Source organism: Lysobacter sp. 22409, assembly GCF_052045105.1.
Taxonomy (GTDB): domain Bacteria; phylum Pseudomonadota; class Gammaproteobacteria; order Xanthomonadales; family Xanthomonadaceae; genus Lysobacter; species Lysobacter antibioticus_B.
Genome location: NZ_JBQEOE010000003.1, coordinates 122,838 through 146,717, shown reverse-complemented (window position 1 = coordinate 146,717; position 23,880 = coordinate 122,838). Strand labels below are relative to the sequence as shown.

The window sequence follows — 23,880 nt, the reverse complement described above, 5'->3', positions numbered from 1 at the left end:
TCGTCGCAGCTGCGATCAGAACGTACCGCCGAAGGTGAACTGCAGGCGTTCCAGTTCGTCGCCGCGGTCGAGCTGAGTCTTGCCGTCGGCGCTGTAGGTCGGGCCCTGCTTCTTGAACGGGAAGGCGTAGCTGATCGAGATCGGGCCCATCGGCGAGCGCCACATCATCGCCACACCGGCCGATGCGCGCAGTTCGCCGGCGTCGAAGTCGTCGTAGCTCTTGTAGACGCTGCCGAAGTCGACGAAGGCCGAGATGCGCGCCGCCGGCGTATCGAGCAGGGTCGGGAAATACATTTCCAGCGAACCGGTGGTCTTGAACGCGCCGCCGAGCGGCTGGGCGTAGCTGCCGCCGGAGAGCGAGGCCTGACGCGGGCCGAGGGTGTTGTCGGTGAAGCCGCGCACCGAGCGCACGCCGCCGGCGTAGAAATTCTCGAAGAACGGCAGGCCGGTCGCGGTGATGGTTTCCGGCGGCAGCGGGCCGTCCGGACCGTCGCGGTCGATGACCCGGCTGACGTCCTTGCCGTAGCTGTCGCCGTAACCGAGCTCGGTGCGGGTGTTGAGCACCAGGTGGCGCGACAGCGGCCAGAACTTGGAGAAGTTGTAGTTGATCTTGTAGTACTCGACCGTCGAGCCCGGCAGGGTCGCTTCGATCCACACGCGCTGCTGGGTGCCGGCGGTCGGCGTCAGCGCATGGTTGAGGCTGTTGCGGCCCCAGCCGACCTGGGCGCGCCAGGCGTGGAAGGTACGACGGCCGAGCGCGTCGAGATAGTCGACGATGCTCGGCGGCGTGACCCTGCGGCCGATCAGGATCTCGTTGCTGTCGATGCCGAGCATGCCGGTGATCGAGTCGGTCTCGGTCAGCGGAATGCCGAGCACGACCTGGCCGATGCCGCTGGTGGTCGAATACTGGGCGGTGTTGAAGTCGGAGTAGTCCAACTCGCGCCAGGACACGTTGTAGCCCAGCGAGACGCCGTCGTCGGTGAAGTAGGGGTTGGTGTAGGAGAAGTCGTAGCGCTCTTGGTAGTAGCTGCGCTGCGCCTGCACCGACACGCGGTTGCCGCTGCCGAGGAAGTTGTTCTGCGACAGCTGCACCTGGGTGGTCAGCTTGCCGAGCTGGGAATAGCCCAGGCCGAACACGAAGCTGCCCGAGGTGGTTTCCTTGAGGTTGTAGACCACGTCGACCTGGTCGTTGGTGCCCGGCACCGGCTTGCTCTCGACGTCGACGTTCTCGAAATAACCCAGGCCCTGCAGACGGATCTTGGAACGGTCGATCGCGGCCTGCGAATACCACGCGCCTTCGAACTGGCGCATTTCGCGGCGCAACACTTCGTCGCCGGTGCGGGTGTTGCCCTGGAAGATCACCCGGCGCACGTTGACGCGCGGGCCCGGCACCACCTGCATGTTGATGCCGACGGTCTTGTTTTCGCGGTTGACGTCCGGGATCGGATTGACCTGGGCGAAGGCGTAGCCGACGTTGCCGAGCGAGGCGGTGATCGCTTCCGAGCTCACCTCGAGCAGGCGGCGCGAGAAGATCTGCTCGGGCTTGACGATGATCAGCTTCTCGACCTGCTCCTTCGGCAGGATCGTATCGCCGGTGACCTGCACGCTGGAGACCTTGTACTGGTCGCCCTCGGTGAGGCCGGCGGTCAGGAACATGTCCTGGCGGTCCGGGCTGATCGCGACCTGGGTCGAGTCGATGCTGAAATCGACGTAGCCGCGGTCGAGGTAATAGGAGTTGAGCTTTTCCAGATCGCCCGACAGCTTCTCGCGCGAGTACTGGTCGTCGCGGCGGTACCAGCTGAGCCAGTTGTGTTCGCGCGATTCCCAGCCGTCGAGGATGTCCTTCTGCTCGAACTTGTCGTTGCCGACCAGGTTGATGTGACGGATCTTCGCGGCCTTGCCTTCCTTGACGGTGATCGTCAGGTCGACGCGGTTGCGGTCCAGGCGCGCCACCGTCGGGGTGATCTCGACGTTGTACTTGCCGCGGTTGTTGTACTGGCGGCTGAGATCCTGGGTGACCTTGTCGAGGGCGAGGCGGTCGAAGGTCTCGCCTTCGGCCAGGCCGATTTCCTTCAGGCCCTTGAGCAGGTCTTCGCTCTTGATGTCCTTGTTGCCGGTCAGGGTCAGCTTGTTGATCGCCGGACGCTCGGTCACGGTGACCACGAGAATGTTGCCCTGGCGGTCCAGGTGCACGTCCTCGAAGAAGCCGGTCTTGTACAGGGCGCGGATGGCGTCGCCGGCCTTGGCCGAGTCCATCGTGTCGCCGCGCTCGACCGGCAGGTAGGTGAAGACGGTACCGGCGGAGATGCGCTGCAGGCCGTCGATGCGGATGTCGCTGACGGTGAACGAACCCGGGGCCGGGGTGTTCGGCGTGCTGCCGCCGAGGGCGAACGGATCGGCCGACTGCGCCAACGCGGGAATCACCGGGGCCGAGGTCATTGCCGTGGCAAGGGCGAGGGCGAGCAGGCGGCGATTAGGAGTTCGCGTCATCATTACGTCCGTTTGGGGCATTGGATGCCGGCGATCGCGGGCATCGGTCGAAAGTGCGGCAGGGTGAGGGCAAAGCGTTCGTTCGAGCGTCAGGCCGGCATCAGCGCACCAGGTTGTTCAAGATGTCGTTGTAGAACGCCAGGCCCATCAGGCTCGCGATCAACGCCAGGCCCACGAAATGCCCGGCCGCCATGACGCGTTCGCTGACCGGACTGCCTTTGACCAGCTCGATAAGGTAATACAGCAGGTGTCCGCCGTCCAAGATCGGGATCGGCAGCAGGTTCAGGATTCCCAGGCTCAGCGACAGCATCGCCAGCAACTGCAGGTACCAGGCCGGACCGTTGCTGGCGTAGGCGTTGGCGGCGCGGCCGATGGTCACCGGGCCGGCGACGGTGTTCTGGATCGACACCCGGCCGGTGAACGCGCGCCCAATCATCGCGAACAATTGCTCGGCCTGGTGCACGCCTTCGCGCAGCGCCGCGGGCACCGCGTCGATCGGGCCGTAGCGCAGCACGGCGTCGCGCTTGGGCGGCGCGGTCGCGGCCGAGGTCAGGCCCAGGCCCCAGTATTCCTCGCCGTCGGGCTTCTTCAGGCGGGCCGGGGTGATCTCCAGGGCGAGGCGGTCGCCGTTGCGGGCCACTTCGATCATGGCGCTGCCGCCGCGCTTGCCCAGGCGGGTCACCGCCGCGGCCATGTCTTCCCAATCGCCGACCGGGTCGCCGTCGAGCGCGGTGACGCGGTCGCCCTCGGCGAGCACGCCCCAGGCCGGGGAGTCGGGCGCGATGCGGCCGATCAGGGCCGGACGCAGCTCGTGGCGTCCGCTCAGGCCGATGACTTCGATCGAGCGGCGTTCGTCGAACTTGGCCGGCAGGCGCGACAGGCGCAGTTCGCGGGTCGCCGGGGCGCCGTTCTCTGCACGCACCCGCACCGCCACGTCCTGGTGGTCGAGTGCGTAGGGGATCAGTGCCATGTGCACTTCGCTCCAGGTCGGCGTCTGCCGGTCGCCGATCTGCAGCACGGTATCGCCGCGGCGCAGGCCGGCTTCGGCGGCGATGCCGGTGGCGTTGCCGACCACCGGGGCGAAGTCGGGGCGCCCGATCACGAACATGCCCCACAGCAGCATCACGCACAGGATCAGGTTGGCGGCCGGGCCGGCCACGACGATGGCGATGCGCTGCCAGACCGGCTTGCGGTTGAAGGCCTGCGGGGCGAGCGCTTCGCTGACCTCGTATTCGCGCTCGTCGAGCATCTTGACGTAGCCGCCGAGCGGGATGCGCGCAATGACGTACTCGGTGCCGTCGCGGCCCTTGCGCAGCCACAGCGGTTTGCCGAAACCGATCGAGAAGCGCAGCACCTTGACGCCGCAGCGCCGCGCGACCCAGAAATGGCCGAATTCATGGATCGTGACCAGCACGCCGAGGCTGATGATCAGCCACCACAACGAACCCAGGACTTCACTCATGGCCGCCTCCGCATCGCTGTCCTGCCGTGGTCGCCATGATTCAGGCCCTGTGGCCGATCGCTTGTTCGGCATGGCGACGGGCCAGAGCATCGGCCTCGCGCAGCACCGCCAAGGAACTGGCCGGGATGGTCGGGAGCGCGGCGAGTGTGTCTTCGACCAGCGCGGGTATCGCTAGGAAACCGATTCGCCGCTGAAGAAAGGCTGAAACGGCCACTTCGTTGGCGGCGTTCAGCACCGCCGGAGCGGTACCGCCCGCGGCCAGGGCTTCGAAGGCCAGGCGCAGGCAGGGGAAGGCGTCCAGGTCGGGGCGTTCGAAATCGAGGCGGCCGTGGGCCAGCAGGTCGAGCCCGGCCACGCCCGAGTCGATCCGCTCCGGCCAGCCGAAACCGACCGCGAGGGCGGTGCGCATGTCCGGCAAACCCAGTTGGGCCAGGGTCGAGCCGTCGACGAATTCGACCAGCGAATGGACCAGGCTCTGCGGGTGCACCAGCACCTCGATGCGTTCGCCCTCGATCCCGAACAGATGGTGGGCCTCGATGACTTCCAGGCCCTTGTTCATCAGCGTGGCCGAGTCGACCGAGATCTTCGGCCCCATCGACCATTTCGGGTGCGCCACGGCCTGTTCCGGGGTGACCTGGGTCAGTTCGGAACGTGTACGGCCACGGAACGGCCCGCCCGAGGCGGTCAGCAGGATGCGCTTGAGACCGGCATGGGCGCGGGCGTAGGGCAGACCGCCGGACTGCGCCGGCGCGGCCGGCGGCAGACACTGGAAGATGGCGTTGTGCTCGCTGTCGATCGGCACGATGCAGGCGCCGGCCTCGTGCGCGGCGTGCATCAGCAGCTCGCCGGCGAGGACCAGCGACTCCTTGTTGGCCAGCAGCAGGCGCTTGCCGGCGCGGGCCGCGGCCAGGGTCGAGGACAAGCCGGCGGCGCCGACGATCGCCGCGACCACGGTGTCGCAGACGTCCGACGAGACCAGCTCGACCAGGGCTTCGTCGCCGCAATGGGCCTGTGCCGACAGACCGCGCTCGCGCAGGCCGTCGCGCAGGGCGGCATAGCCGGCCGGGTCGGCGATCACCGCGTGCTCGGGGCGATGCTGTTCGCACAGGGCCAGCAGGGCGTCGACCTTGCCGCCGGCGGCGAGCACGCTGGCGCGCAACGCCTCGGGATGGCGCGCGATCACGTCCAATGCCGAGGTGCCGATCGAACCGGTGGCGCCGAGCACGGCGACCTTGCGGGAGAGGGACGTCATGCGCGGGCGCTCGCGTGGAAGGGGCTGCGTGGTGCGGTCGCGTGGTGCGCTGGGGGATAAGCAAATCCCCCTCGGTCCCCCTTTTGCAAAGGGGGAAGACAAGCAGGCCAGCTCATCGAGTGAAGGTCAGCGGGCGGCGCGGCTTCAGCCACACCCTCGGTTTCTCCCCCCTTTGCAAAAGGGGGGCAGGGGGGATTCGCTTCTACCCGGCAGACCCGCGCACTCATCATCAGAACCCGAAGATCGCCTTGCCGAGGGCGAACACCGGCAGCGCGGCGAGCACGCCGTCGATGCGGTCGAGGATGCCGCCGTGGCCTGGAATCAGGTGACCCGAATCTTTCACTCCGGCGTGGCGCTTGAGCAGGCTCTCGAACAGGTCGCCGACCACCGAGAACAGCACCGCCGCGAGCGAGACGACCGCGACCCACGGCAATTGCGCCGTGGTCGCGCCGGCCAGCAGCGAGAAACCGACGCCGGCGGCGACGCCGGCGAAGGCGCCGCCGATCAGGCCTTCGACGGTCTTGTTGGGGCTGACCCGCGGGGCGAGCTTGAGCATGCCGAACTTGCGCCCGGCGAAGTAGGCGCCGGTGTCGGCGGCCCAGACCACGGCCAGCGCGGTCAGCAGCCACCAGTGGCCGTTGCTGCCTTCGGCATGGATCCAGGCCAGCGCGCACCACGCGGGGATCACGCTCAGCGCCGCGGCGGCGAGCTTGAACATCCGCGCATAGGTGCGGTGGTCGCTGGCGAAGTCGAAGCGCTGCAGCCACAGCAGGGCCAGCAGCCACCAGATCACGCCGATCAGCGAGGCCAGTTTGAACAGCACCATCGACGGCGCCTGGGCGCCGCCGAAACCGCCCGAGCGCGACGCCCAGACGATGGTGACCATCAGGGCCAGGTGGGCGACCAACAGTACGGTGCGCGACAAGGTGTCTTCGATCTCGGCCAGATCGAACCATTCCCAGAGCCCGGCGAGGAACAGGACGGCGGCCACCGCGATCATCCACGGCGTCGGCAGCAGCAGGATCGCCGCGATCGCGACAGGCGCCATCACCAGCGCGGCGAGCAAGCGGGTTCGGGTCATTCAACGGTCTCGTTGGACAGGGCGGCGGCGACTTGCGACCCGGTCAGGCCGAAACGGCGTTCGCGGTTGCCGTAATCGTCGAGGGCGCGTTGCAGGGTCGTCGCGTCCAGTTCCGGCCACAACAACTCGGTGAACCACAATTCGGTATAGGCCAGCTGCCACAGCAGGAAATTGCTGATGCGGGTATCGCCGCCGGTGCGGATGAACAAATCCGGCGCCGGCAGGTCGGCCAGCGACAGGCGCGAGGCGATCAGCACCTCGTCGATCTCGTCCGGCGCCAGGCGTCCGGCGGCGACGTCGGCGGCCAGCGACCGTGCGGCCTGGGCGATGTCCCAGCGCCCGCCGTAGCTCGCGGCCACGGTCAGGTGCAGGGTGCCGTTGTTGCGGGTTTGATGCTCGGCCGCAGCCATGCGTTCGCGGATTTTTTCCGAGAAGCGCTCGCGCTCGCCGATGAAGCGCACGCGCACGCCGCGACGGTGAAGTTCCTCGACCTCGCGCTCTAGCGCGTTGAGGAACAGCTTCATGAGCGCGCCGACTTCGTCTTCGGGGCGGCCCCAGTTTTCGCTCGAGAACGCGAACAGGGTCAGCGCCTCGATGCCGCGGGCGATGCAGAAGTCGATGCAGATGTTGACCGTGCGCGCGCCGGCGCGGTGGCCGATGATGCGCGGCCGGCGGCGGCGCTCGGCCCAGCGCCCGTTGCCGTCCATGATGACGGCCAGGTGGCGCGGGATGCGTGCGGGCGCGGTGGGTGCGGGCTCGTTGGGCATGGCGCCGATGATGTTGACCTTGGAAGCGGGAGGGGCATCCGGAAGCGGGGTTCCGGCGACGATGGATCCCGTCCGGGACCCAGTGCTGACCCGTGCGATCGGCAGAAAGTTCAGTGCGCGATCGTCCAGGAACTGCGGCGATCGATTCGGACCGCCGCCCAGGGACTGCGGCGACCGGTCAGACCGCCATCAATTCCTGTTCCTTCGCCTTGACCACGCCGTCGACGTCCTTGATCGCGCTGTCGGTGACCTTCTGGATGTCGTCCTCGTAGCGGCGCAGCTCGTCCTCGGTGATCTTCTTGTCCTTCAGCAGTTCCTTGGCCTGGGTGTTGGCGTCGCGGCGGATGTTGCGGATCGCGACCTTCGCGTTCTCGCTCTCGCTGTGCACGACCTTGGTCAGTTCCTTGCGGCGTTCTTCGGTCAGCGCCGGCAGGTTGATGCGGATGACGGTGCCGGCGGTGTTCGGGGTCAGGCCCAGGTCGGAGGCGAGGATGGCCTTCTCGACCGCGCCGACGATCTGCTTTTCCCACGGGGTGATGGTCAGGGTGCGCGCATCGGAGACCGCGACGCTGGCGACCTGGTTCAGCGGCATCTCGGAACCGTGGTAGTTCACCTTCAGGTGATCGACCAGCGCAGCCGAAGCGCGCCCGGTGCGGACCTTGGTCAGGTCGTGGCGAAAGGCTTCGACGCTCTTGGCCATGCGGTTCTGTGCGTCTTTCTTGATTTCATTGAGCATTCGCCGGCTCCGGTCCTGTGGCGGTAATCGCGGGATTATATGGGCTCGGGCGGGTTTTGCGGACCGAACGCCGCCGTGGCGGCCACGCGGATGGGCTGAGGTCAGCGCGGTTTAGGCTGTTTTGCACGGGTATGGCGCGCGTCGATGTGCGGCCGTGTACCGGATTGCGTCACGGTTTCAGGCCGGGGCAAACGCGAAGTTTTCGTTATCCTGCGCCGCCGGCCGCGCCGGCCGCGGTTTTCGCTGCAATGCAGCATGAACCCTCAATGGCTGTGCGAGTGGCCGTGCGTATGCCGATGGTCCTCGTCGCCTTGTTCGCGGCCGTGCCTGTGTTCGTACTCGTGGCCGTGATGATCGTCATGATCGTGGTCATGATCATGGCCGCCGGCGCCGTGCGGCGCGCGGTCGTGGCGGTCGTGCTCGCAGGCCCGGCCGTGCTCGACCTGCAGGGTCGGGTGGTTGATGCCGAAGCGTTGGTCGAGCTCGCGGTTGAGGCGGTCGATGAAGACGTCGTGGTCGCGGTCGTCGGGGCGCACGATATGCGCGGTCATGGCGATTTCGCCGGCGCCGAGCGACCAGATGTGCAGATGGTGGATCGCTTCCACCCCGGGTTGCGCGCGCAGCAGGCTCTCGACTTCGGCGCGGTCGACGCCGCGCGGCACCGCGTCCATCGCCGCGTTGAAGCTCTCGCGCAGCAGACCGAAGGCGCCGATCGCGACCACCGCGCTGATCAGCAGGGCGATGGCCGGGTCGAGCCAGGCCCAACCGGTGAACCACATGCCGGCGCCGGCCAGGACTGCGGCCAGCGACACGGCCGCGTCGGCCATCAGATGCAGGAAGGCGCCGCGGCGGTTGAGGTCGTGGTCGTGGCCGTCGCGTACCAGCCAGGCCGCGCCGAGATTGACCGCGATGCCGAGTGCCGCCACCAGCATCACCGGCAGGGCCGGGATCTCCGGCGGCGCGTTGAAGCGGCGGATCGCCTCCCAGCCCAGGGCGCCGGAAAAACCGACCAGCAGCAGGGCATTGGCCAACGGCGAGAGCAGGGTCGCGCGTCGCCAGCCGTAGGTGTGGCGCGCGGTCGGCGCGCGCCGCGCCAGCACCGCCGCGCCCCAGGCCAGGCCCAGCCCGAGCACGTCGCCCAGGTTGTGCAGGGCGTCCGACAGCAGGGCCAGCGAATTGGTCATGAAGCCATAGCCGGCTTCGAGAATCGTGTAGGCCAGGTTGATCAGGGTCACCGCGGCGAAGGCGCGGGTGCCGCTGGGGCCGTGGTGATGGCTGTGCGAGTGCATGGACGAATGCTGTCACGGCCCGCGCCGTGAACACTATTACAGCCCCCGCCGGGTGCGGGCGGAAGCTCGATGGCCGTCGCAGAAGCCCTATCCGCTCTGGTCTTGCGCGTGCCGTGCGCCGGCCCGTCATGACTTTCGACACCCTTGACTACGTCTGTAGTCACGACAACTATGCCTACACATGTAGTCATGGCCGGCCACGACCCGGGCAGGCGATCAGCAGGAGCGTCATGAACCGCAAATCCATAGGCGACCAGGAACTGGCGCTACTGCAATACATCGACGAGAACGGCGACGCCTCGGTCGGCGAAGTCGCCTCCGCCTACGGCGAGCCGCGCGGCCTCGCGCGTTCGACCGTGCTGACGATGATGGAACGCCTGCGCGCGAAGTCGTATCTGCGCCGGCGCAAGCTCGGCGGCGTGTACCGCTATGCCAGTGCGACCGCGCCCGACGACGTGATGCGCTCGGCGGTCGGCAAGTTCGTCGCCAACACCCTGCAGGGATCGCTGTCGCCGTTCGTGGCCTGGATGTCGCAGCGCACCGAAGTCAGCGACGAGGAACTGGCCGAACTCGAAGGGCTCGTCGCCGATCTGCAGTCGCGCCGCAAGGAGAGCTGAGATGAGTCTGCCCTCGATGGATCTGTCCTTCGTCGCCGACACGCTGCTGCCGCGCCTGGCCGCGGCCAGCCTGCAATCCTTGCTGCTGGTCGCCGCGGTGTGGGCGCTGTGCCGCTACTTGCCGCGCCTGAGCGCTTCGGCGCGCTGCTGGCTGTGGTGGCTGGCGGCGTTGCAGTTGTTGGTTGGCCTGTTGTGGCCGACGCCGCTGATGCTGCCGCTATTGCCGGAATCCTTCGGCAGCCTGATCGCCGACGCGCCGGCGGCCACGGCGATGCCGTTGTCGGCACGCCTACCGTTCGTGATGGCCGGCGGCGACGCCCCCACGGCATCGCTGGCCGATGCTGCGATCGGCAGCGTCTGGCCGTCGTGGACTTCGTTACTGGCCGGGGTCTGGCTGTTGGCTTTCAGTGCCGTGCTGACCGCGAACCTGCGCGCTTTCCTCGACACGCGCCGCCGCATCGCGCGTTCCTCGGCGGAGGTGCCGCTGCCGGTGGCGCAGGCCTATCGCCGGCTCGGCGACAGCCTCGGCCTGCGGCGTTTGCCGGAGCTGCGCCTGTCGGCGGAGATCGAATCGCCGCAACTGCTCGGCCCGTGGCCTGCGGTGGTGCTATTGCCGCAACACCGCATCGCCTCGATGAGTGCCGGCGAACTCGACATGGCCCTGCACCACGAGCTGGTCCATCTGCGCCGTCGCGATCTGTGGTGGGGCTGGGTGCCGGCCCTGGCCCAGCAGCTGTTCTTCTTCCATCCGCTCGCTCATCTGGTCGCACGCGAGTACTCGCTTGCGCGCGAGGCCGCCTGCGATGCGGCGGTGCTCGACAGCCGCCGCTACACGCCCCAGGACTACGGGCGATTGCTCCTGCGCCTCGGCGTCGCGCCGCGGCCCGGCGCCGGCGTCGCCAGCGCTTCACCCACCTATACCGCTCTCAAGAGGAGATTGACCATGTTGCAGAACGCAGCTTCGACCTCGCACGCCGGTACCTTGGCGTTGACCTTCGCCGTGGTCCTGCTCGGCCTGGTGCCGTACCGGATCACTGCTGCTGCGGACGCATCGGCAAAGGCCTCGTCGCGGACGATCTCGGTCCAATCCGACCGCAGCGGCGGCAAGGCCGGCGAAACCCGCATCTTCGAGCGGCACCAGGGGCAGGCGCCTTCGGTCTGGGCGGCCAAGGGCGGCAAGTTCTATCGCGTCGACGCCGACGAGCGCTACGAAGAAGTGCGCGATGCCGCGACTCTCGCGCGTTTGCAGCAGCACATGCGCGACATGAAGGCGGCCGAGATCGATGCCCGCCAGGCCGAGCGCGACGCCAAGATCGCCGAGCGCGAAGCCCTGCGTTCGGCCCAGGACGCCGAGCGTGCCGGTCGCGAGGCCGAACGCGTGGCCCAGCAGGCGCGGCGCGACGGCGAGCAGGCTCGTCTCGATGCGGCGCAAGGCGCAAACGATGCGCGGCAGGCTGCGTTGGATCGGGATCAGGTGGCGCGCGATGCCGAACAGGCCCGGCGCGATGCCGAACAACATATGCGCGATGTCGAGCAGGCACGCCGGGATGTGCAGCAGGCTATCCGCGATGCCGAACAGGCTGCGCGCGATGCGGCCGAGTATGTGCGCTGGATCAGCGACGGTGGGCAGTCGGCGACCGACGCCTGATCGGGCATGCTCGATCGCGCTCCGGGCATCGGAGCGGGAGGCGTTTCTTCACGAGGAACGATCGATGCGGCAGGGCTCGGCGGCCTTGCCGGGAATCACGCTCCAGCGCCTGGGCGGCCGGAGCGGATGGCCCAAAACGACATCCGCCGTCGAGCGGGTCGCCTGAGTCGCAGGCTCAGTTGCGGCCCTTGACCAGGGTGCCGATGTTCTCGCCGCGCAGGATCTTCAGCAGCACGCCGGGCTGGCCCATGTCGAAGATGCGCAGCGGCAGCTCGCTGTCGCGGCACAGCGCGAACGCCGCGGTGTCCATGACCTGCAGGTCGCGGGTGATGACGTCGTCGTAGGTGAGCTTGTCGAAGCGCACCGCGTCGCTGTGCTTCTTCGGGTCCTTGTCGTACACGCCGTCGACCTTGGTCGCCTTCAGCAACAGGTCGGCGCCGATCTCGATCGCGCGCAGGGCGGCGCCCGAGTCGGTGGTGAAGAACGGGCTGCCGACGCCGGCGGCGAAGATCGCCAGGCGGCCTTTTTCCAAATGACGAATCGCGCGACGGCGGATGTAGTCCTCGCAGACGTCGTTGATCTTGATCGCGCTCATCACCCGCACCTTGGCGCCGAGCTTCTCGAGCGAATCCTGCATCGCCAGGGCGTTGATGACGGTGGCGAGCATGCCCATCTGGTCGCCGGTGACCCGGTCCATGCCGCTGGCGGCGAGGCCGGCGCCGCGGAAGATGTTGCCGCCGCCGATCACCAGCGCGATTTCCGCGCCGGCCTGCTGGACTTCGATGACTTCGCGGGCGAGGCGGCCGATCACCTTGGGATCGATGCCGTAGTCCTCGTCCCCCATCAACGCCTCGCCGGAAAGTTTCAACAGGACACGGCGATAGGCGAGCTGGGACATGGGGCATTCTCGGGGAGGCGGGCAGCGGCCGAATTGTAGCTCAAGCGCCCACCCCGGGTCGTGCGCAAACGGGCCTCCGGCGGCCGCGAAGGCCATGTCGGCCGTGTCCGCGGCTGCGATTGTCGGTGCCGCCGCCCTCGTTCCGGCACGGCGATCCCTTATGATCCCGCCGCCGGTCCAGATTGGAACCGCCGTATCGCGCCCGTGCCGTCCCGGCACGCGCCGCGCACCACCCAAGGAGATGGAAGTGTCGATCAAGAACCTCAACGAATTCGTCGAAGCCTCGAAGCAGAAGGACCTCAGCCAGGAAGTGTTCGAGCTGGAAAGCTCGCACCTGCTCGAAGTCAAGCTCGACGGCCGGGTCTGGGCCAAGGCCGGCTCGATGGTGGCGTACCGCGGCGGCGTCAAGTTCGTGCGCCAGGGCGTGCTCGAGCAGGGCCTGAGCAACCTGCTGAAGAAGGCGATCAGCGGCGAAGGCACGCAGCTGATGAAGATGGAAGGCAAGGGCCGGGTCTACATCGCCGATGCCGGCAAGAAGATCACCCTGCTGCGCCTGGGCGGCGAGTCCATCTTCGTCAACGGCAACGACGTGCTGGCCTACGAGGACGGCATTTCGGCCGACATCAAGATGATGCGCAAGGTCTCGGGCATGATGTCCGGCGGCCTGTTCAACATCAAACTCAGCGGCAGCGGCGTGGTCGCGATCACCTCGCATTACGAACCGCTGACCCTGGCGGTGACCCCGGACCAGCCGGTGTTCACCGACCCGAACGCGACCGTCGCCTGGTCCGGCGGCCTCAGCCCCGACATCGTCACCGACATCTCCCTGGGCACCCTGTTCGGGCGCGGCTCGGGCGAGAGCGTGCAGCTCAAGTTCGCCGGCACCGGCTGGGTCGTCGTGCAGCCGTACGAAGAGGTGTATTTCCAGCAGGCCGGCTGAGCCGCCGCGGCAGCGTTCCCGCTGCCGCGACCGCCATGATCTGGTCCGCAAGCGCACGGCCGCGAGAGATCGCGGCCGTGTTGCGTCGGGGTGGGGGAATCTGACAGGTGTCGCAGGGACGCGGACGCGGCCGGACTATGATCGGTTCGGCGAATCGGTTCGCCTAACCCAGGAGGGGTTGCCATGACGTTTCGGAATACCGTGTGCGCGTTGGGCCTGTCGGGCCTGTTGCTGTTCCTGCCGGTGGCCCAGGCCGATCCGGCCGAGGGCTCGTTCCGCACGGAGACCACCTGCGAATACCAGGGCTGGGCCTACGAGATCGTGCTGACCAAGTACCGCTACACCGGCGGTCAGTGGGTGGTGATCTCGCAGAGTTCGCACTACGCCGAGTCCTGCCCGCCGATCGAGTGAGGCGGGGAATCGGGAATCGAACAGCGTAACCATCCCCGTCGTTGCCGCGAAGGTGGGGCACGCTTCACTTCGGCGAAGCCGAACACCCAGCGACTTCAAGCGTTCTCGCCCGAAAGCCCTGGGTTCCCGCCTTCGCGGGAACGACGGGTGATGATTACGCTGTTCCCGATTCCCGATTCCCGATTCCCGATTCCCGATTCCCGAATCCCGAATCCCGAATCCCGAATCCCGAATCCCGAACAAAGAAAAAGGCCGCGGAATCCGCGGCCTTTCTCGTACTGCCTCGAAGCGACGGTGGCTTACGCCAGGCCGGCCTGCTTCATGACTTCGGCAGCGAAGTCGTCGACCTGCTTCTCGATGCCTTCGCCGACGGCGATGCGCTGCATGCTGACCACGTCGGCGCCGGCGGCCTTGACCACCTGCTCGACGGTCTGATCGGTGTTCAGCACGTAGGGCTGGCCGTACAGGGTGACTTCGTTGACGATCTTGGCGATCTTGCCGCCGATGATCTTCTCCAGGATGTCGGCCGGCTTGGACTTGTCCTTGTCGGACATCTTGGCCAGTTCGATTTCCTTTTCCTTCGCCACGAACTCGGCCGGGACGTCGCTGGCCTTGATGTGCGGCGGGTTCATCGCGGCAACGTGCATGGCCAGGCCGCGGGCCAGGTCGGCATCGCCGCCCTTGAGCTCGATCAGCACGCCGATGCGGCCGCCGTGGACGTAGGCCGCGACGTTGTTGGCGCTGTCGATCTGGATCAGGCGACGCACCTGCAGGTTCTCGCCGACCTTGGCGATGACCGCGGCGCGGGTTTCCTCGACGGTTTCGCCGGAAGCCAGCTTGACGGCCTTCAGCGCCTCGGCGTCGACGGCGCCCGAGCTCAGCGCGGCCTGGGCCACGGTCTCGGTGAAGGACAGGAAGTTGGCGTCCTTGGCGACGAAGTCGGTCTCGGAGTTGATCTCGACCAGCACGGCCTTGCCGCCGTCCTGGGCGACCGCGATGCGGCCTTCGGCAGCGACGCGGCCGGCCTTCTTGTCGGCCTTGGCCAGGCCCGACTTGCGCAGCCATTCGGCAGCGGCGTCGATGTCGCCGTTGTTTTCGACGAGAGCCTTCTTGCACTCCATCATGCCGGCGCCGGTGCGCTCGCGGAGTTCCTTGACCAGGGAAGCGGAAATTTCAGCCATGGGGTTACCTCGGGTGTTCGATAAAGTCCGGGCAGGAGCGGCGTAAGCCGCGTTTCATCGCTCGGTACGGCGATGCATCGCGGCTTACGCCGCTGCTACCCGGAGCGGATACGGGCAAGTGCAGCCGCGCAGTGTCGCGCGGCTGCATTACATGACGCTTACTCGGCAGCCGGAGCTTCGCCGTCGGCCTTCTTGGCGGCCGGGGCGGCAGCCGGAGCCGGGCCCTTCTTGGCCGGTGCGCGGCCGCGCGGAGCGGACTTGCGGTCGTCCTTCGCGGCGCCTTCGCCTTCGGCTTCGGCGAAGTCTTCTTCGCGGACGTTGCCGACCTGCGGAGCGGCGGCCTTGCCTTCGAGCACGGCGTCGGCGGCGGCGCGGGCGTACAGCTGCACGGCGCGGATGGCGTCGTCGTTGCCCGGGATCGCGTAGTCGACCAGGGCCGGGTCGTAGTTGGTGTCGACAACGGCGATGACCGGGATGCCGAGCTTCTTGGCTTCCTTGATCGCGATGTCTTCATGACCGATGTCGATCACGAACAGAGCGTCGGGCAGACGGTTCATGTCCTTGATGCCGCCCAGCGAGGCTTCCAGCTTGTCGCGCTCGCGGCGCAGGCCCAGCACTTCGTGCTTGACCATCTTCTGGAAGGTGCCGTCGGTTTCGCCGGCTTCCAGTTCCTTCAGGCGCGAGACCGACTGCTTGACGGTGCGGAAGTTGGTCAGCGTGCCGCCCAGCCAGCGCTGGGTCATGTACGGCATGTTGCAGCGCTGCGCTTCTTCCTTGATCGAATCGCGCGCCGAACGCTTGGTGCCGATGAACAGGATGGTGCCGCGCTTCTGCGCGATGCCCGAGATGAAGTTCATCGCGTCGTTGAACAGCGGAACGGTCTTCTCGAGGTTGATGATGTGGATCTTGCCGCGGGCGCCGAAGATGTACGGGCCCATCTTGGGATTCCAGTAGCGCGTCTGGTGGCCGAAATGGACGCCGGCTTCCAGCATCTGACGCATGGTGATCTGAGGCATTGCGATAACTCCGAAGGCAAGGGAACCGACCGCCGGTTGAGTGATGGCGGCTCGCCGCGGACGCAGGTCCGTGGCGAAGGGTTCCGGGGTTGGGCCTCCCTGTCGCTTCCGTGTCCGAACCTGCGGAGCCGAGCTTGCGATCGGTCCCTCAGGCACCCCGGCACGGGCTGTGGCGGCAGGTGTGTATTCGTCGGTGACGCCCGACGTGGGCGGCGCGATTCGGTCCGGTGAAGCAGGTCGGTCCGGTCGCAGAGCCGCGGAAGTGTAACGGGGACGGGGGCTTGGGGCAAGTTGAGGGGGCTGGAAGCCGGGTCGGACGAGGGGCGGGGCGGCCAGGAGGCACCCAGGGGCGCCCTGGAGCCGCCCGAATTGCGTGGCTTCCGCCCTTGAGGTTCACCATCTCAGCTCGGGCTGAGAAATCCACCCGCCAGGGGCCGGCCGGGCCGATTGAGCGGCTGCCCGGGCGGCGATTCGGCTTGCGCGGGCGCCTGGCCTTCGCGCCCTGCACGCGGTGGCAGCTCCAGCGTTCGCCGGCTGCTCTGTGCCGCGCGGTCCACCTTCGGGACGTACGCGCCGACCGCGCCGGCGATGGCACGCAGCGTCGCGTCGACGAGGCCCGCGACGCGTGAAGGGCGGCCCCGATTAAGCGATAATGCCGGCATGGCTATTTCCATCAAGACACCCGAAGACATCGAGAAGATGCGCGTCGCCGGCCGCCTGGCCGCCGAGGTGCTGCAGATCGTCGCTCCGTACGTGAAGCCGGGCGTCAGCACCGGCGAGCTGGACCGCATCTGCAACGAGCACATCGTCAACGTGCAGAAAGCGATTCCGGCCAACGTCGGCTACAAGGGCTTTCCGAAAACCGTGTGCACCTCGGTCAACAACGTGATCTGCCACGGCATCCCGAGCGACAGCAAGATCCTCAAGGACGGCGACATCGTCAACATCGACGTCACCGTGATCAAGGACGGCTGGCACGGCGACACCAGCCGCATGTATTACGTCGGCACGCCCTCGGTCATGGCCAAGCGCCTGGTCGACGTGACCCGCGAAGCGATGTTCCGCGGCATCCGCCTGGTCAAGCCCGGCATCACCCTCGGCGACATCGGCCACGCCATCCAGACCTATGCCGAAGCCGAGCGCTTCAGCGTGGTGCGCGACTACTGCGGCCACGGCATCGGCCGCGTGTATCACGAAGACCCGCAGGTGCTGCACCACGGCCGTCCGGGCGAAGGCGTGAAGCTCGTGCCCGGCATGACCTTCACCATCGAACCGATGATCAACGAAGGTACCTACCGCCATAAGACCCTGCCGGACGGCTGGACCGTGGTGACCAAGGACCGCAAGTTGTCGGCACAGTGGGAGCACACCGTCGCGGTGACCGAGGACGGCGTCGAAATCCTGACCCGCGTGCCGGGCGACGACAACGACCTATGACCGGCCCCGTCGCCGGCGATCGGCCTGACGAACGATTGGCCGATCGGTCGGCGGCGCCCGATGCGGCGACGCCCTCGGCCGGCAGCCCGGCGGCGATCCGCGCAGCCTTGAGCGCGGTCGACGCCGCCCTGGCGCAGCGTTTCGACAGCGACCCCAATGCCGACATCGACCGCCTGCTGCGCGCGCGCACCGACGCGGTCGATGCGCAGGTGCGTGCGGCCTGGCAGGCCTGCATCGACGAGGCCGCGCCACTGGCCCTGTTCGCGGTCGGCGGTTACGGCCGCGGCGAGTTGTTTCCGCAGTCGGACATCGACCTGCTGGTGCTCGCCGACTCCGAAGCGCAGACCGCCCAGGCCGAACAACTCGGCTGTTTCTTCGCCTCGCTGTGGGACGCCGGCCTGCCGGTCGGTCACGCCGTGCGCTCTGCCGAGCAATGCACCGAAGCCGCGGCCGACCTCAGCGTGCTGACCGCGATGCTGGAAGCGCGCCCGCTCGCCGCTGGCGCGGTCGCGCAGATGGCGCTGCAGGCGGCGATCTCGCCGTCGCAGGTGTGGCCGGCACGCGAATTCTTCATCGCCAAGCGCGAAGAGCTGCGCTTGCGCCATGCCCGCTACGGCGACACCGCCGACAACCTCGAGCCCAACCTCAAGGAAGGCCCGGGCGGCATGCGCGACGTGCAGACCCTGCACTGGATGGCGCTGCGCATCATCGGTACCTCCGATCTGGAATCGCTGGTGTCGATCGGCCAACTGGGGCCGGACGAACTGACCACGCTGGAGCGCGAGCGCCGCACCTTGTCGCGCTTGCGTTTCGGGCTGCATCTGGTCGCGCGCAAACGCGAAGAGCGGCTGCGTTTCGATTACCAGAAACTGCTCGCCGAACGCCTGGGGCATGTCGACAACGCCGACAACCTCGCCGTCGAGCAGATGATGCAGGGCTTCTATCGCAGCGCCGCCCTGGTGCTGCGCATCGGCGAGCGCCTGCTGCAACGTTTCGAGGAACAGATCGAAGGCGAGGCCGTGCCGGTACCGCTGGACGGCGTGTTCGAAGCCTTCGAGTTGCGCCGCGACTACATCGCTGCTCGGACAGCGGGTGCCGCCCGCGACGCCGAGTGGCCGCGCGACGCCTCCGAGGTGTTCGCCCTGTTCGCGGCTTGGGCCGCGCACGACGAGATCCGCGGCCTGCATTCGCAGACTGCGCGCGCGCTGGCCGAGGCGTTGTCGCAGGTGCCGAGCTTCGTCCAGGCCGAGCCGGCGTTGCGCGAACGCTTCATCAAGATCCTGCGCGGCCCGCATCCGGTGCACGCGCTCGAACGCATGGCGCGCCTGGGCGTGCTGGGGCGCTGGATTCCGGCGTTCTCGAAAGTCTCCGGGCGCATGCAGTTCGACCTGTTCCACGTCTACACGGTCGACCAGCACACCCTGGCGGTGCTGCGCAATCTCGCCCGCTTCGCCTCCGGCGTAGCCGACGAACGCTTCAGCATCGCCCACGAAGTCTGGCCGCGCCTGCGCAAGCCGGAGCTGTTGCTGCTTGCCGGCCTGTTCCACGACATCGCCAAGGGCCGCGGCGGCGACCACTCCGAACTCGGCGGCGACGACGCGCGTGTGTTCTGCTCGACCATGGGCCTGAGCGAGGCCGACACCGCACTGGTCGAATGGCTGGTGCGCCAACATCTGTTGATGTCGGTGACTGCGCAGAAGCAGGACATCGCCGACCCCGACGTGATCCATCGCTTCGCCACCAAGGTGGCCGATCGCGAGCACCTCGATCATCTGTATCTGTTGACCTGCGCCGACATCGCCGGCACCTCGCCGAAGCTGTGGAACGCGTGGAAAGACCGGCTGCTCGCCGACCTTTACACCGCCACCCGCCTGGCCTTGCGGCGTGGGCTCGAACATCCGGTCGCGGGCGCCGAGCGCGCCGCCGAAACCCGCGAAGCCGCGCAGGCCATGCTGGCCGCGTTCGGCGCGCGCGACGACGAGATCGCCGCCTTGTTCGCGCGCATGCCCGAGATCGCCTTCCAACGCGGCCGGCCCGACCAGATCGCCTGGCAGGCGGCCTCGCTGCGCGGCATTGCGCTCGGCGACACCCGCGTGCGTGCGCGGCCGGTCAGCGCCCACGGCGGCGCCCATGCCGGCGCGCTCGAAGTGTTCGTGCATTCGCCCGATCGCGACGGCTTGTTCGCTGCGATCGTCGCCACGCTCGACCGGCTCGGTCTGGCGATCCAGCAGGCGCGTGTGCTCGACGGCCCGCAAGGCGCGATTTTCGACACCTTCGAAGTGGTGCCGACCGATCCGCGCCAGCCGCCGAGCGCCGAAGATGTCGAACGGCGCCTGGAGTCGACCCTGGCCGGCCCGCTCGAACGCATCAAGCCGGCACGCCGGGCGCAACCGCGGCATCTGCGCCATTTCCGCATCGTGCCGCAGATCGTGTTCGCCTCGTTCAACAAGGACGAAGCGGCGAGCGCGCGCACCACCTTGAGCCTGGTCTGCACCGACCGCCCCGGCCTGCTGGCCGACGTCGCCCAGACCTTGCGAAAACAGCGGCTGCGCGTGTACGACGCGCGCATCGCCACCTTCGGCGAACGCGCCGAGGACGTATTCCAGATCACCGACGGGCGCGATCGCGCGCTCGACGAAACGCAACAGCAGGCCCTGCGCGACGCGCTGCTGGCCTGCCTCGAAGGAGACAGTCGATGAGCCCCGCCAAGAAGACCGCCAAGAAGACCGCACGCAAGAAGAGCAACGAAGTGCCGGGCATCGACGAGCTGAAGTTCATGATCGACAGCGCTTTCGAGCGCCGCAGCATGCTCACGCCCGACGAGATCGAAGGCTCGACCCGGCCCACCGTCGAGCGCGTCATCGCCGGTCTGGAGCAGGGCGAGTTCCGCGTCGCCGAACCCGACGGCAAGGGCGGCTGGACCGTCAATGAGTGGCTGAAGAAGGCGGTGCTGCTGTACTTCCGCGTCAACGACATGCAGGTCGTCGAAGCCGACCCGGCGCCGTTCTGGGACAAGGTGCCGGCGCGCTTCGAAGGCTACGGCGAAGCCGATTTCCGCAAGCTCGGCGCGCGCGTCGTGCCCGGCGCGATCGCCCGCCGCGGCGCCTACATCGGCAAGGACGTGGTGTTGATGCCGAGCTTCGTCAACATCGGCGCGCACGTCGGCGAAGGCACCATGGTCGACACCTGGGCCACGGTCGGTTCCTGCGCCCAGATCGGCAAGCACTGCCACCTGTCCGGCGGCGCCGGCATCGGCGGCGTGCTCGAACCGCTGCAGGCCTCGCCGACCATCATCGAAGACCACTGCTTCATCGGCGCGCGTTCGGAAGTGGTCGAGGGCTTCGTCGTCGGCCACCACAGCGTGATCGGCATGGGCGTGTTCCTCGGCCAGAGCACCCGCGTCTACAACCGCGCCACCGGCGAGATCAGCTACGGCCACGTGCCGCCGTACAGCGTGGTCGTGTCGGGACAGTTGCCAGCCAAGGACGGATCGCATTCGCTGTACTGCGCGGTCATCGTCAAGCAGGTCGACGCCAAGACGCGTTCGAAGACCAGCATCAACGATTTGCTGCGCGGCCTGGCCGACTGAGGCAGCGCGGATGCGCCGGATCTCGTCGCGCTGGACGGCATGGCACAAGTGGGGCCCGTTGCTGCCGCTGCTGTGCCTGCCGGTCGCATGCGCGGCGACCTACGGCGTGGGGTTTCCAGTGATGTGGGCGGTCGCGGTATTCGGCACCTACGCGGCGATATCGGCAGCGTTCCTGCCGCTCAACTGGGGCTTGGCCGATGAGGTCGAGCAGGCCGGAGACGTGTTGCGTGTGCGGCGCGGCAGCGTCGAGGCCCGGGTAGCGCTGGCGGAGGTGCAGGAAGTGCGCCCGGCCGGCTGGCTGCAGCGCGGCCAGCTCATGCTGGAGCTGCGCGAGCCGAGCGCCTTGGGCCGGCATATCGTTTTCCTGCCGCAGGCCAATCCCTGGTTGGACTCGGGCAAGAACGCGATCCTGGCCGATCTGCAGCAGCGCGTGGGTGCAGGCCCCATCGCGCGGCCGTCGAAGCGATGACGATACGGTTCCGCTCGGTTAAGGATCAGCATCCAGGGCCCGCTGCATGGGATCGTGCATCGATAGGGTTTGCCCAATGATAGAAGGGGATCAGCTCGCGTCGCCGACTACTGTGGTGCGCAAACTATGGTCGCGGCTATTGTTGGGCGTCGTCTTGCTTGCTCCTGCGACGTACTTGTTCGGCGGTCGGACCGGCGTCTCTGCCGAGCACGTCGCGATCTGGTTGGCATTGGTCGCGGCACTCGCCGCTTATTGCGTGGTGACGAGCTCCTTCGCCGATTGTGTCGCCGATTACGGCGACTACCTGCTGGTACGGCGTCGAAAATTGGAGCTGCAACTCAAGTTCGCCGACATCGCCTACGTCGAAGACAGTCACAACCTCAAGCCTCGCCGCGTGACCTTGCATCTGAAGTCTTCGGGGCCGTTGGGACAGCGGATTGTATTCATGCCCCGGCCCAATTCTCTTGGACGCAACGAAGTGGCGTTCGACCTCGAGCGTCGAGTCAATCTGTCACGGAACGAGACCTGAGAACGATGGCCATGAGAGAGATTTCGTCGGGACAGACCTTCTTCCTCAAGAAAATTTTTCCGGTCATCTGGTACGGAGCGCTGGGTTACATCATCGCCAGAGCGCTCGCGGCCGAGTCTTGGAAGACCGAGCCCCTGGCGGTGCTGGCGCCCACGCTGATGCTGTTGGGCGGCTATCTCCTGATGAAGCGCTATGTCTCCACCTTGGCCGACAAAGTGCTCGACGGCGGAAGCTTCTTGCTGGTCAGGAGAGGCCTGGTGAAACAACGCATCGCCCTGGAAGACATCGATGATGTCCATATCACCCGCAACGACAATCCTCCGCGCCTCACCCTGAAACTGCGCGTGCCCGGGAAGCTGGGCAAGGAGATCGTCTTCATTCCGAAAGGCCTGGTGCTGGTGCCTTTCTTCAAGCACCCGCTGGGCGCCGAACTGGCCGAGCGCGTCAAGCGTCTTCGTACGAATTGATCCGACATCGAATCGAGGTTCACTGCATGACCACTCTTTACGGACTCAACAACTGCGACACCTGCAAGAAGGCCCGTAAGTGGCTGGACCGCTTCGGCGTCGCCCACACTTTCGTCGACTATCGCGATAACCGGCAGGCGCCGGAGACGTTGGTCGAGTGGAAGAACCAGGTCGGCGGCTGGGAGTCGCTGATCAACAAGTCGTCGACCACCTGGCGCACCTTGGCGCCGAACCGCAAGGAGCCGGCCTCGGATGCGGAGTGGAAGTTGCTGTTGAAGGAATACCCGCAGCTGATCCGTCGCCCGTTGGTGGTGACCGACGACGGCAAGGTCAGCCAGGGCTTCAGCGACAACGGCTTCAAGCAGCGCTTCGGGGTCGGTTCGTGAGCGCTGCCTCGTCGAGCGGGGCCTCGTCGAGTGCCGTGCTCGATCTGACTCTGGCGCTGATCGCACGGCCTTCGGTCACGCCCGACGATCTCGGTTGCCAGGCGCTGATCGCCGAACGCCTGCGCCGCGCCGGTTTCGTCTGCGAGCACTTGCGCTACGGCGAGGTCGACAATCTCTGGGCGGTGCATGGCGACGGCGAAGGCCCGACCCTGGTCCTGCTCGGCCATACCGACGTGGTGCCTTCGGGCCCGGTCGATGCCTGGTCCAGCGATCCCTATCTGCCGGAGATCCGCAACGGTGTGTTGTACGGCCGCGGCGCCGCCGACATGAAAGGCAGCGTGGCCGCGTTCGTGGTCGCGCTGGAGGACTTCGTCGCCGCGCATCCGCGGCATCGCGGGCGTGTCGCCCTGTTGCTGACCTCGGACGAAGAAGGCGATGCGATCGATGGCGTGCGCCGCGTCGCCGAGGCCTTCCGCGAGCGCGGCGAGCGCATCGATTGGTGCGTGACCGGCGAGCCCTCGTCGACCGCCAAGCTCGGCGATCTGCTGCGCGTGGGCCGTCGCGGCACCTTGTCGGCAACTTTGAAGGTGATCGGCGTGCAGGGCCATGTCGCCTATCCGGACAAGGCGCGCAACCCGATCCACCAGGCCATGCCGGCCTTGTCCGAACTCGCTGCGCGGCGTTGGGACGAGGGTTACGAAACCTTCCCGCCGACCTCGCTGCAGATCAGCAATATCCACGCCGGCACCGGCGCCAACAACGTGATCCCGGGCGAACTGCAGGTGCTGTTCAACCTGCGCTACAACCCGAGCTGGAATGCCGAACGCCTGGAGCAGCAGTGCGAAGCAGTGCTGCGCGCGCATGGCTTGGAATACGAATTGCGCTGGTTCCGCGGCGGCGAACCGTTCTACACCCCGGAAGGCCCGCTGCGCGCGGCGGCGCGCGAGGTGCTGGCGCGGTTCTCCGGCGGCGTGCCCGAGGAAAGCACCGGCGGCGGCACTTCGGATGCGCGTTTCATCGCGCCGCTGGGCGCGCAGTGCATCGAGATCGGCCCGGTCAATGCCAGCATCCACAAGGTCGACGAGAACGTCCTGGTCGCCGACCTGGAGGCGTTGCCGGATCTGTATCGGGCGCTGATCGAGCGCTTGTTGGTCTGACCGGGCACGAAGCCGCGGCGCTTGCGTGCGTCGTCGGCTAACGGCTGTTGCCACGCCG

Annotated in this window: 23 protein-coding genes; 12 read left to right on the top strand and 11 right to left on the bottom strand. The window is 67.4% G+C overall.

Features of this window, described 5'->3' with window-relative positions; all coding sequences use genetic code 11:
• Window positions 1-15 precede the first annotated feature (15 nt).
• The 7 genes from bamA to ACTJJK_RS02645 form a co-directional block, all read right to left on the bottom strand.
• Window positions 16-2,490, bottom strand: coding sequence for an outer membrane protein assembly factor BamA (bamA, locus tag ACTJJK_RS02675; RefSeq protein ID WP_031370425.1), 2,475 nt, complete (start codon window positions 2,488-2,490; stop codon window positions 16-18).
• 100 nt (window positions 2,491-2,590) lie between these two features.
• A complete protein-coding gene (gene rseP, locus ACTJJK_RS02670) occupies window positions 2,591-3,952 on the bottom strand; it encodes an RIP metalloprotease RseP (RefSeq protein ID WP_031370426.1) in 1,362 nt (453 codons plus the stop codon).
• Between the two features lie 40 nt (window positions 3,953-3,992).
• Window positions 3,993-5,204 (bottom strand): 1-deoxy-D-xylulose-5-phosphate reductoisomerase, encoded by a 1,212-nt coding sequence (locus ACTJJK_RS02665; protein ID WP_031370427.1) that lies wholly within the window; start codon window positions 5,202-5,204, stop codon window positions 3,993-3,995.
• 229 nt (window positions 5,205-5,433) lie between these two features.
• Window positions 5,434-6,285 carry a phosphatidate cytidylyltransferase gene (locus ACTJJK_RS02660; RefSeq protein WP_031370428.1) on the bottom strand — a complete coding sequence of 284 codons (852 nt, stop codon included), beginning with the start codon at window positions 6,283-6,285 and terminating at the stop codon, window positions 5,434-5,436.
• Entirely contained in the window at window positions 6,282-7,052 is a 771-nt protein-coding gene (gene uppS / locus ACTJJK_RS02655; protein WP_031370429.1) for a polyprenyl diphosphate synthase, read from the bottom strand. The genes ACTJJK_RS02660 and uppS overlap by 4 nt, the downstream gene beginning before the upstream one ends.
• A gap of 178 nt (window positions 7,053-7,230) precedes the next feature.
• Window positions 7,231-7,788: a ribosome recycling factor gene (gene frr, locus ACTJJK_RS02650; protein WP_031370430.1), complete on the bottom strand. Its 558-nt coding sequence runs from the start codon at window positions 7,786-7,788 to the stop codon at window positions 7,231-7,233.
• Window positions 7,789-8,051: 263 nt separating this feature from the next.
• The gene (locus ACTJJK_RS02645; RefSeq protein WP_440729390.1) at window positions 8,052-9,077 is read right to left on the bottom strand and encodes a cation diffusion facilitator family transporter; all 1,026 of its coding nucleotides are present in this window, start codon (window positions 9,075-9,077) and stop codon (window positions 8,052-8,054) included.
• Window positions 9,078-9,307: 230 nt separating this feature from the next.
• On the opposite strand from ACTJJK_RS02645, the gene ACTJJK_RS02640 reads away from it, so the two are divergent.
• Together ACTJJK_RS02640 and ACTJJK_RS02635 are read left to right on the top strand one after the other, a co-directional pair.
• The gene (locus ACTJJK_RS02640; protein ID WP_031370432.1) at window positions 9,308-9,694 is read left to right on the top strand and encodes a BlaI/MecI/CopY family transcriptional regulator; all 387 of its coding nucleotides are present in this window, start codon (window positions 9,308-9,310) and stop codon (window positions 9,692-9,694) included.
• Window position 9,695: 1 nt separating this feature from the next.
• Window positions 9,696-11,342, top strand: a complete 1,647-nt coding sequence (locus tag ACTJJK_RS02635) for a M56 family metallopeptidase (RefSeq protein ID WP_440729389.1) — start codon at window positions 9,696-9,698, stop codon at window positions 11,340-11,342.
• 175 nt (window positions 11,343-11,517) lie between these two features.
• On the opposite strand, the gene pyrH is transcribed toward ACTJJK_RS02635, so the two are convergent.
• Window positions 11,518-12,240 (bottom strand): UMP kinase, encoded by a 723-nt coding sequence (pyrH, locus tag ACTJJK_RS02630; RefSeq protein WP_031370434.1) that lies wholly within the window; start codon window positions 12,238-12,240, stop codon window positions 11,518-11,520.
• A 247-nt stretch (window positions 12,241-12,487) separates the two neighbouring features.
• On the opposite strand from pyrH, the gene ACTJJK_RS02625 reads away from it, so the two are divergent.
• Window positions 12,488-13,180 (top strand): AIM24 family protein, encoded by a 693-nt coding sequence (locus ACTJJK_RS02625; protein WP_031370435.1) that lies wholly within the window; start codon window positions 12,488-12,490, stop codon window positions 13,178-13,180.
• A gap of 183 nt (window positions 13,181-13,363) precedes the next feature.
• Window positions 13,364-13,591 carry a hypothetical protein gene (locus ACTJJK_RS02620; RefSeq protein ID WP_031370436.1) on the top strand — a complete coding sequence of 76 codons (228 nt, stop codon included), beginning with the start codon at window positions 13,364-13,366 and terminating at the stop codon, window positions 13,589-13,591.
• A gap of 299 nt (window positions 13,592-13,890) precedes the next feature.
• Here the strand turns inward: ACTJJK_RS02620 and tsf are convergent, their stop codons facing one another.
• From tsf to ACTJJK_RS02605, 3 genes are all read right to left on the bottom strand, one after another.
• The gene (gene tsf / locus ACTJJK_RS02615) at window positions 13,891-14,772 is read right to left on the bottom strand and encodes a translation elongation factor Ts (RefSeq protein ID WP_031370437.1); all 882 of its coding nucleotides are present in this window, start codon (window positions 14,770-14,772) and stop codon (window positions 13,891-13,893) included.
• Between the two features lie 158 nt (window positions 14,773-14,930).
• Complete coding sequence (rpsB, locus tag ACTJJK_RS02610; RefSeq protein ID WP_440729388.1) at window positions 14,931-15,788, bottom strand: 30S ribosomal protein S2; 858 nt, start codon at window positions 15,786-15,788, stop codon at window positions 14,931-14,933.
• A gap of 401 nt (window positions 15,789-16,189) precedes the next feature.
• Complete coding sequence (locus tag ACTJJK_RS02605) at window positions 16,190-16,450, bottom strand: hypothetical protein (protein WP_440729387.1); 261 nt, start codon at window positions 16,448-16,450, stop codon at window positions 16,190-16,192.
• Here ACTJJK_RS02605 and map point away from each other — a divergent pair.
• The 8 genes from map to dapE all read left to right on the top strand — a co-directional run bounded on the left by map (window position 16,449) and on the right by dapE (window position 23,822).
• On the top strand, window positions 16,449-17,225 hold the full coding sequence (map, locus tag ACTJJK_RS02600) for a type I methionyl aminopeptidase (RefSeq protein WP_031370439.1): 777 nt from the start codon (window positions 16,449-16,451) through the stop codon (window positions 17,223-17,225). The genes ACTJJK_RS02605 and map overlap by 2 nt on opposite strands.
• Entirely contained in the window at window positions 17,222-19,924 is a 2,703-nt protein-coding gene (glnD, locus tag ACTJJK_RS02595; protein ID WP_440729386.1) for a [protein-PII] uridylyltransferase, read from the top strand. The genes map and glnD overlap by 4 nt, the downstream gene beginning before the upstream one ends.
• Window positions 19,900-20,814: a 2,3,4,5-tetrahydropyridine-2,6-dicarboxylate N-succinyltransferase gene (gene dapD, locus ACTJJK_RS02590; RefSeq protein WP_036147884.1), complete on the top strand. Its 915-nt coding sequence runs from the start codon at window positions 19,900-19,902 to the stop codon at window positions 20,812-20,814. The genes glnD and dapD overlap by 25 nt, the downstream gene beginning before the upstream one ends.
• Window positions 20,815-20,872: 58 nt before the next feature.
• Complete coding sequence (locus ACTJJK_RS02585) at window positions 20,873-21,283, top strand: hypothetical protein (protein WP_440729385.1); 411 nt, start codon at window positions 20,873-20,875, stop codon at window positions 21,281-21,283.
• Between the two features lie 76 nt (window positions 21,284-21,359).
• The gene (locus tag ACTJJK_RS02580) at window positions 21,360-21,812 is read left to right on the top strand and encodes a hypothetical protein (RefSeq protein ID WP_031370443.1); all 453 of its coding nucleotides are present in this window, start codon (window positions 21,360-21,362) and stop codon (window positions 21,810-21,812) included.
• A gap of 11 nt (window positions 21,813-21,823) precedes the next feature.
• The gene (locus ACTJJK_RS02575) at window positions 21,824-22,279 is read left to right on the top strand and encodes a hypothetical protein (RefSeq protein ID WP_031370444.1); all 456 of its coding nucleotides are present in this window, start codon (window positions 21,824-21,826) and stop codon (window positions 22,277-22,279) included.
• A gap of 26 nt (window positions 22,280-22,305) precedes the next feature.
• Window positions 22,306-22,665 (top strand): Spx/MgsR family RNA polymerase-binding regulatory protein, encoded by a 360-nt coding sequence (locus ACTJJK_RS02570; protein WP_031370445.1) that lies wholly within the window; start codon window positions 22,306-22,308, stop codon window positions 22,663-22,665.
• The gene (gene dapE, locus ACTJJK_RS02565) at window positions 22,662-23,822 is read left to right on the top strand and encodes a succinyl-diaminopimelate desuccinylase (RefSeq protein ID WP_440729384.1); all 1,161 of its coding nucleotides are present in this window, start codon (window positions 22,662-22,664) and stop codon (window positions 23,820-23,822) included. The genes ACTJJK_RS02570 and dapE overlap by 4 nt, the downstream gene beginning before the upstream one ends.
• Window positions 23,823-23,880: the final 58 nt, after the last annotated feature.

Coding starts and splice junctions, on each gene's coding strand:
- ACTJJK_RS02665 (WP_031370427.1), bottom strand. CDS start 5,204: ATGACGTCCCTCTCCCGCAAGGTCGCCGTGCTCGGCGCCACCGGTTCG.
- ACTJJK_RS02575 (WP_031370444.1), top strand. CDS start 21,824: ATGAGAGAGATTTCGTCGGGACAGACCTTCTTCCTCAAGAAAATTTTT.
- glnD (WP_440729386.1), top strand. CDS start 17,222: ATGACCGGCCCCGTCGCCGGCGATCGGCCTGACGAACGATTGGCCGAT.
- rpsB (WP_440729388.1), bottom strand. CDS start 15,788: ATGCCTCAGATCACCATGCGTCAGATGCTGGAAGCCGGCGTCCATTTC.
- ACTJJK_RS02660 (WP_031370428.1), bottom strand. CDS start 6,285: ATGACCCGAACCCGCTTGCTCGCCGCGCTGGTGATGGCGCCTGTCGCG.
- uppS (WP_031370429.1), bottom strand. CDS start 7,052: ATGCCCAACGAGCCCGCACCCACCGCGCCCGCACGCATCCCGCGCCAC.
- frr (WP_031370430.1), bottom strand. CDS start 7,788: ATGCTCAATGAAATCAAGAAAGACGCACAGAACCGCATGGCCAAGAGC.
- ACTJJK_RS02620 (WP_031370436.1), top strand. CDS start 13,364: ATGACGTTTCGGAATACCGTGTGCGCGTTGGGCCTGTCGGGCCTGTTG.
- rseP (WP_031370426.1), bottom strand. CDS start 3,952: ATGAGTGAAGTCCTGGGTTCGTTGTGGTGGCTGATCATCAGCCTCGGC.
- ACTJJK_RS02570 (WP_031370445.1), top strand. CDS start 22,306: ATGACCACTCTTTACGGACTCAACAACTGCGACACCTGCAAGAAGGCC.
- tsf (WP_031370437.1), bottom strand. CDS start 14,772: ATGGCTGAAATTTCCGCTTCCCTGGTCAAGGAACTCCGCGAGCGCACC.
- map (WP_031370439.1), top strand. CDS start 16,449: ATGGCTATTTCCATCAAGACACCCGAAGACATCGAGAAGATGCGCGTC.
- bamA (WP_031370425.1), bottom strand. CDS start 2,490: ATGACGCGAACTCCTAATCGCCGCCTGCTCGCCCTCGCCCTTGCCACG.
- ACTJJK_RS02645 (WP_440729390.1), bottom strand. CDS start 9,077: ATGCACTCGCACAGCCATCACCACGGCCCCAGCGGCACCCGCGCCTTC.
- ACTJJK_RS02640 (WP_031370432.1), top strand. CDS start 9,308: ATGAACCGCAAATCCATAGGCGACCAGGAACTGGCGCTACTGCAATAC.
- ACTJJK_RS02605 (WP_440729387.1), bottom strand. CDS start 16,450: ATGCCGGCATTATCGCTTAATCGGGGCCGCCCTTCACGCGTCGCGGGC.
- ACTJJK_RS02635 (WP_440729389.1), top strand. CDS start 9,696: ATGAGTCTGCCCTCGATGGATCTGTCCTTCGTCGCCGACACGCTGCTG.
- pyrH (WP_031370434.1), bottom strand. CDS start 12,240: ATGTCCCAGCTCGCCTATCGCCGTGTCCTGTTGAAACTTTCCGGCGAG.
- ACTJJK_RS02580 (WP_031370443.1), top strand. CDS start 21,360: ATGATAGAAGGGGATCAGCTCGCGTCGCCGACTACTGTGGTGCGCAAA.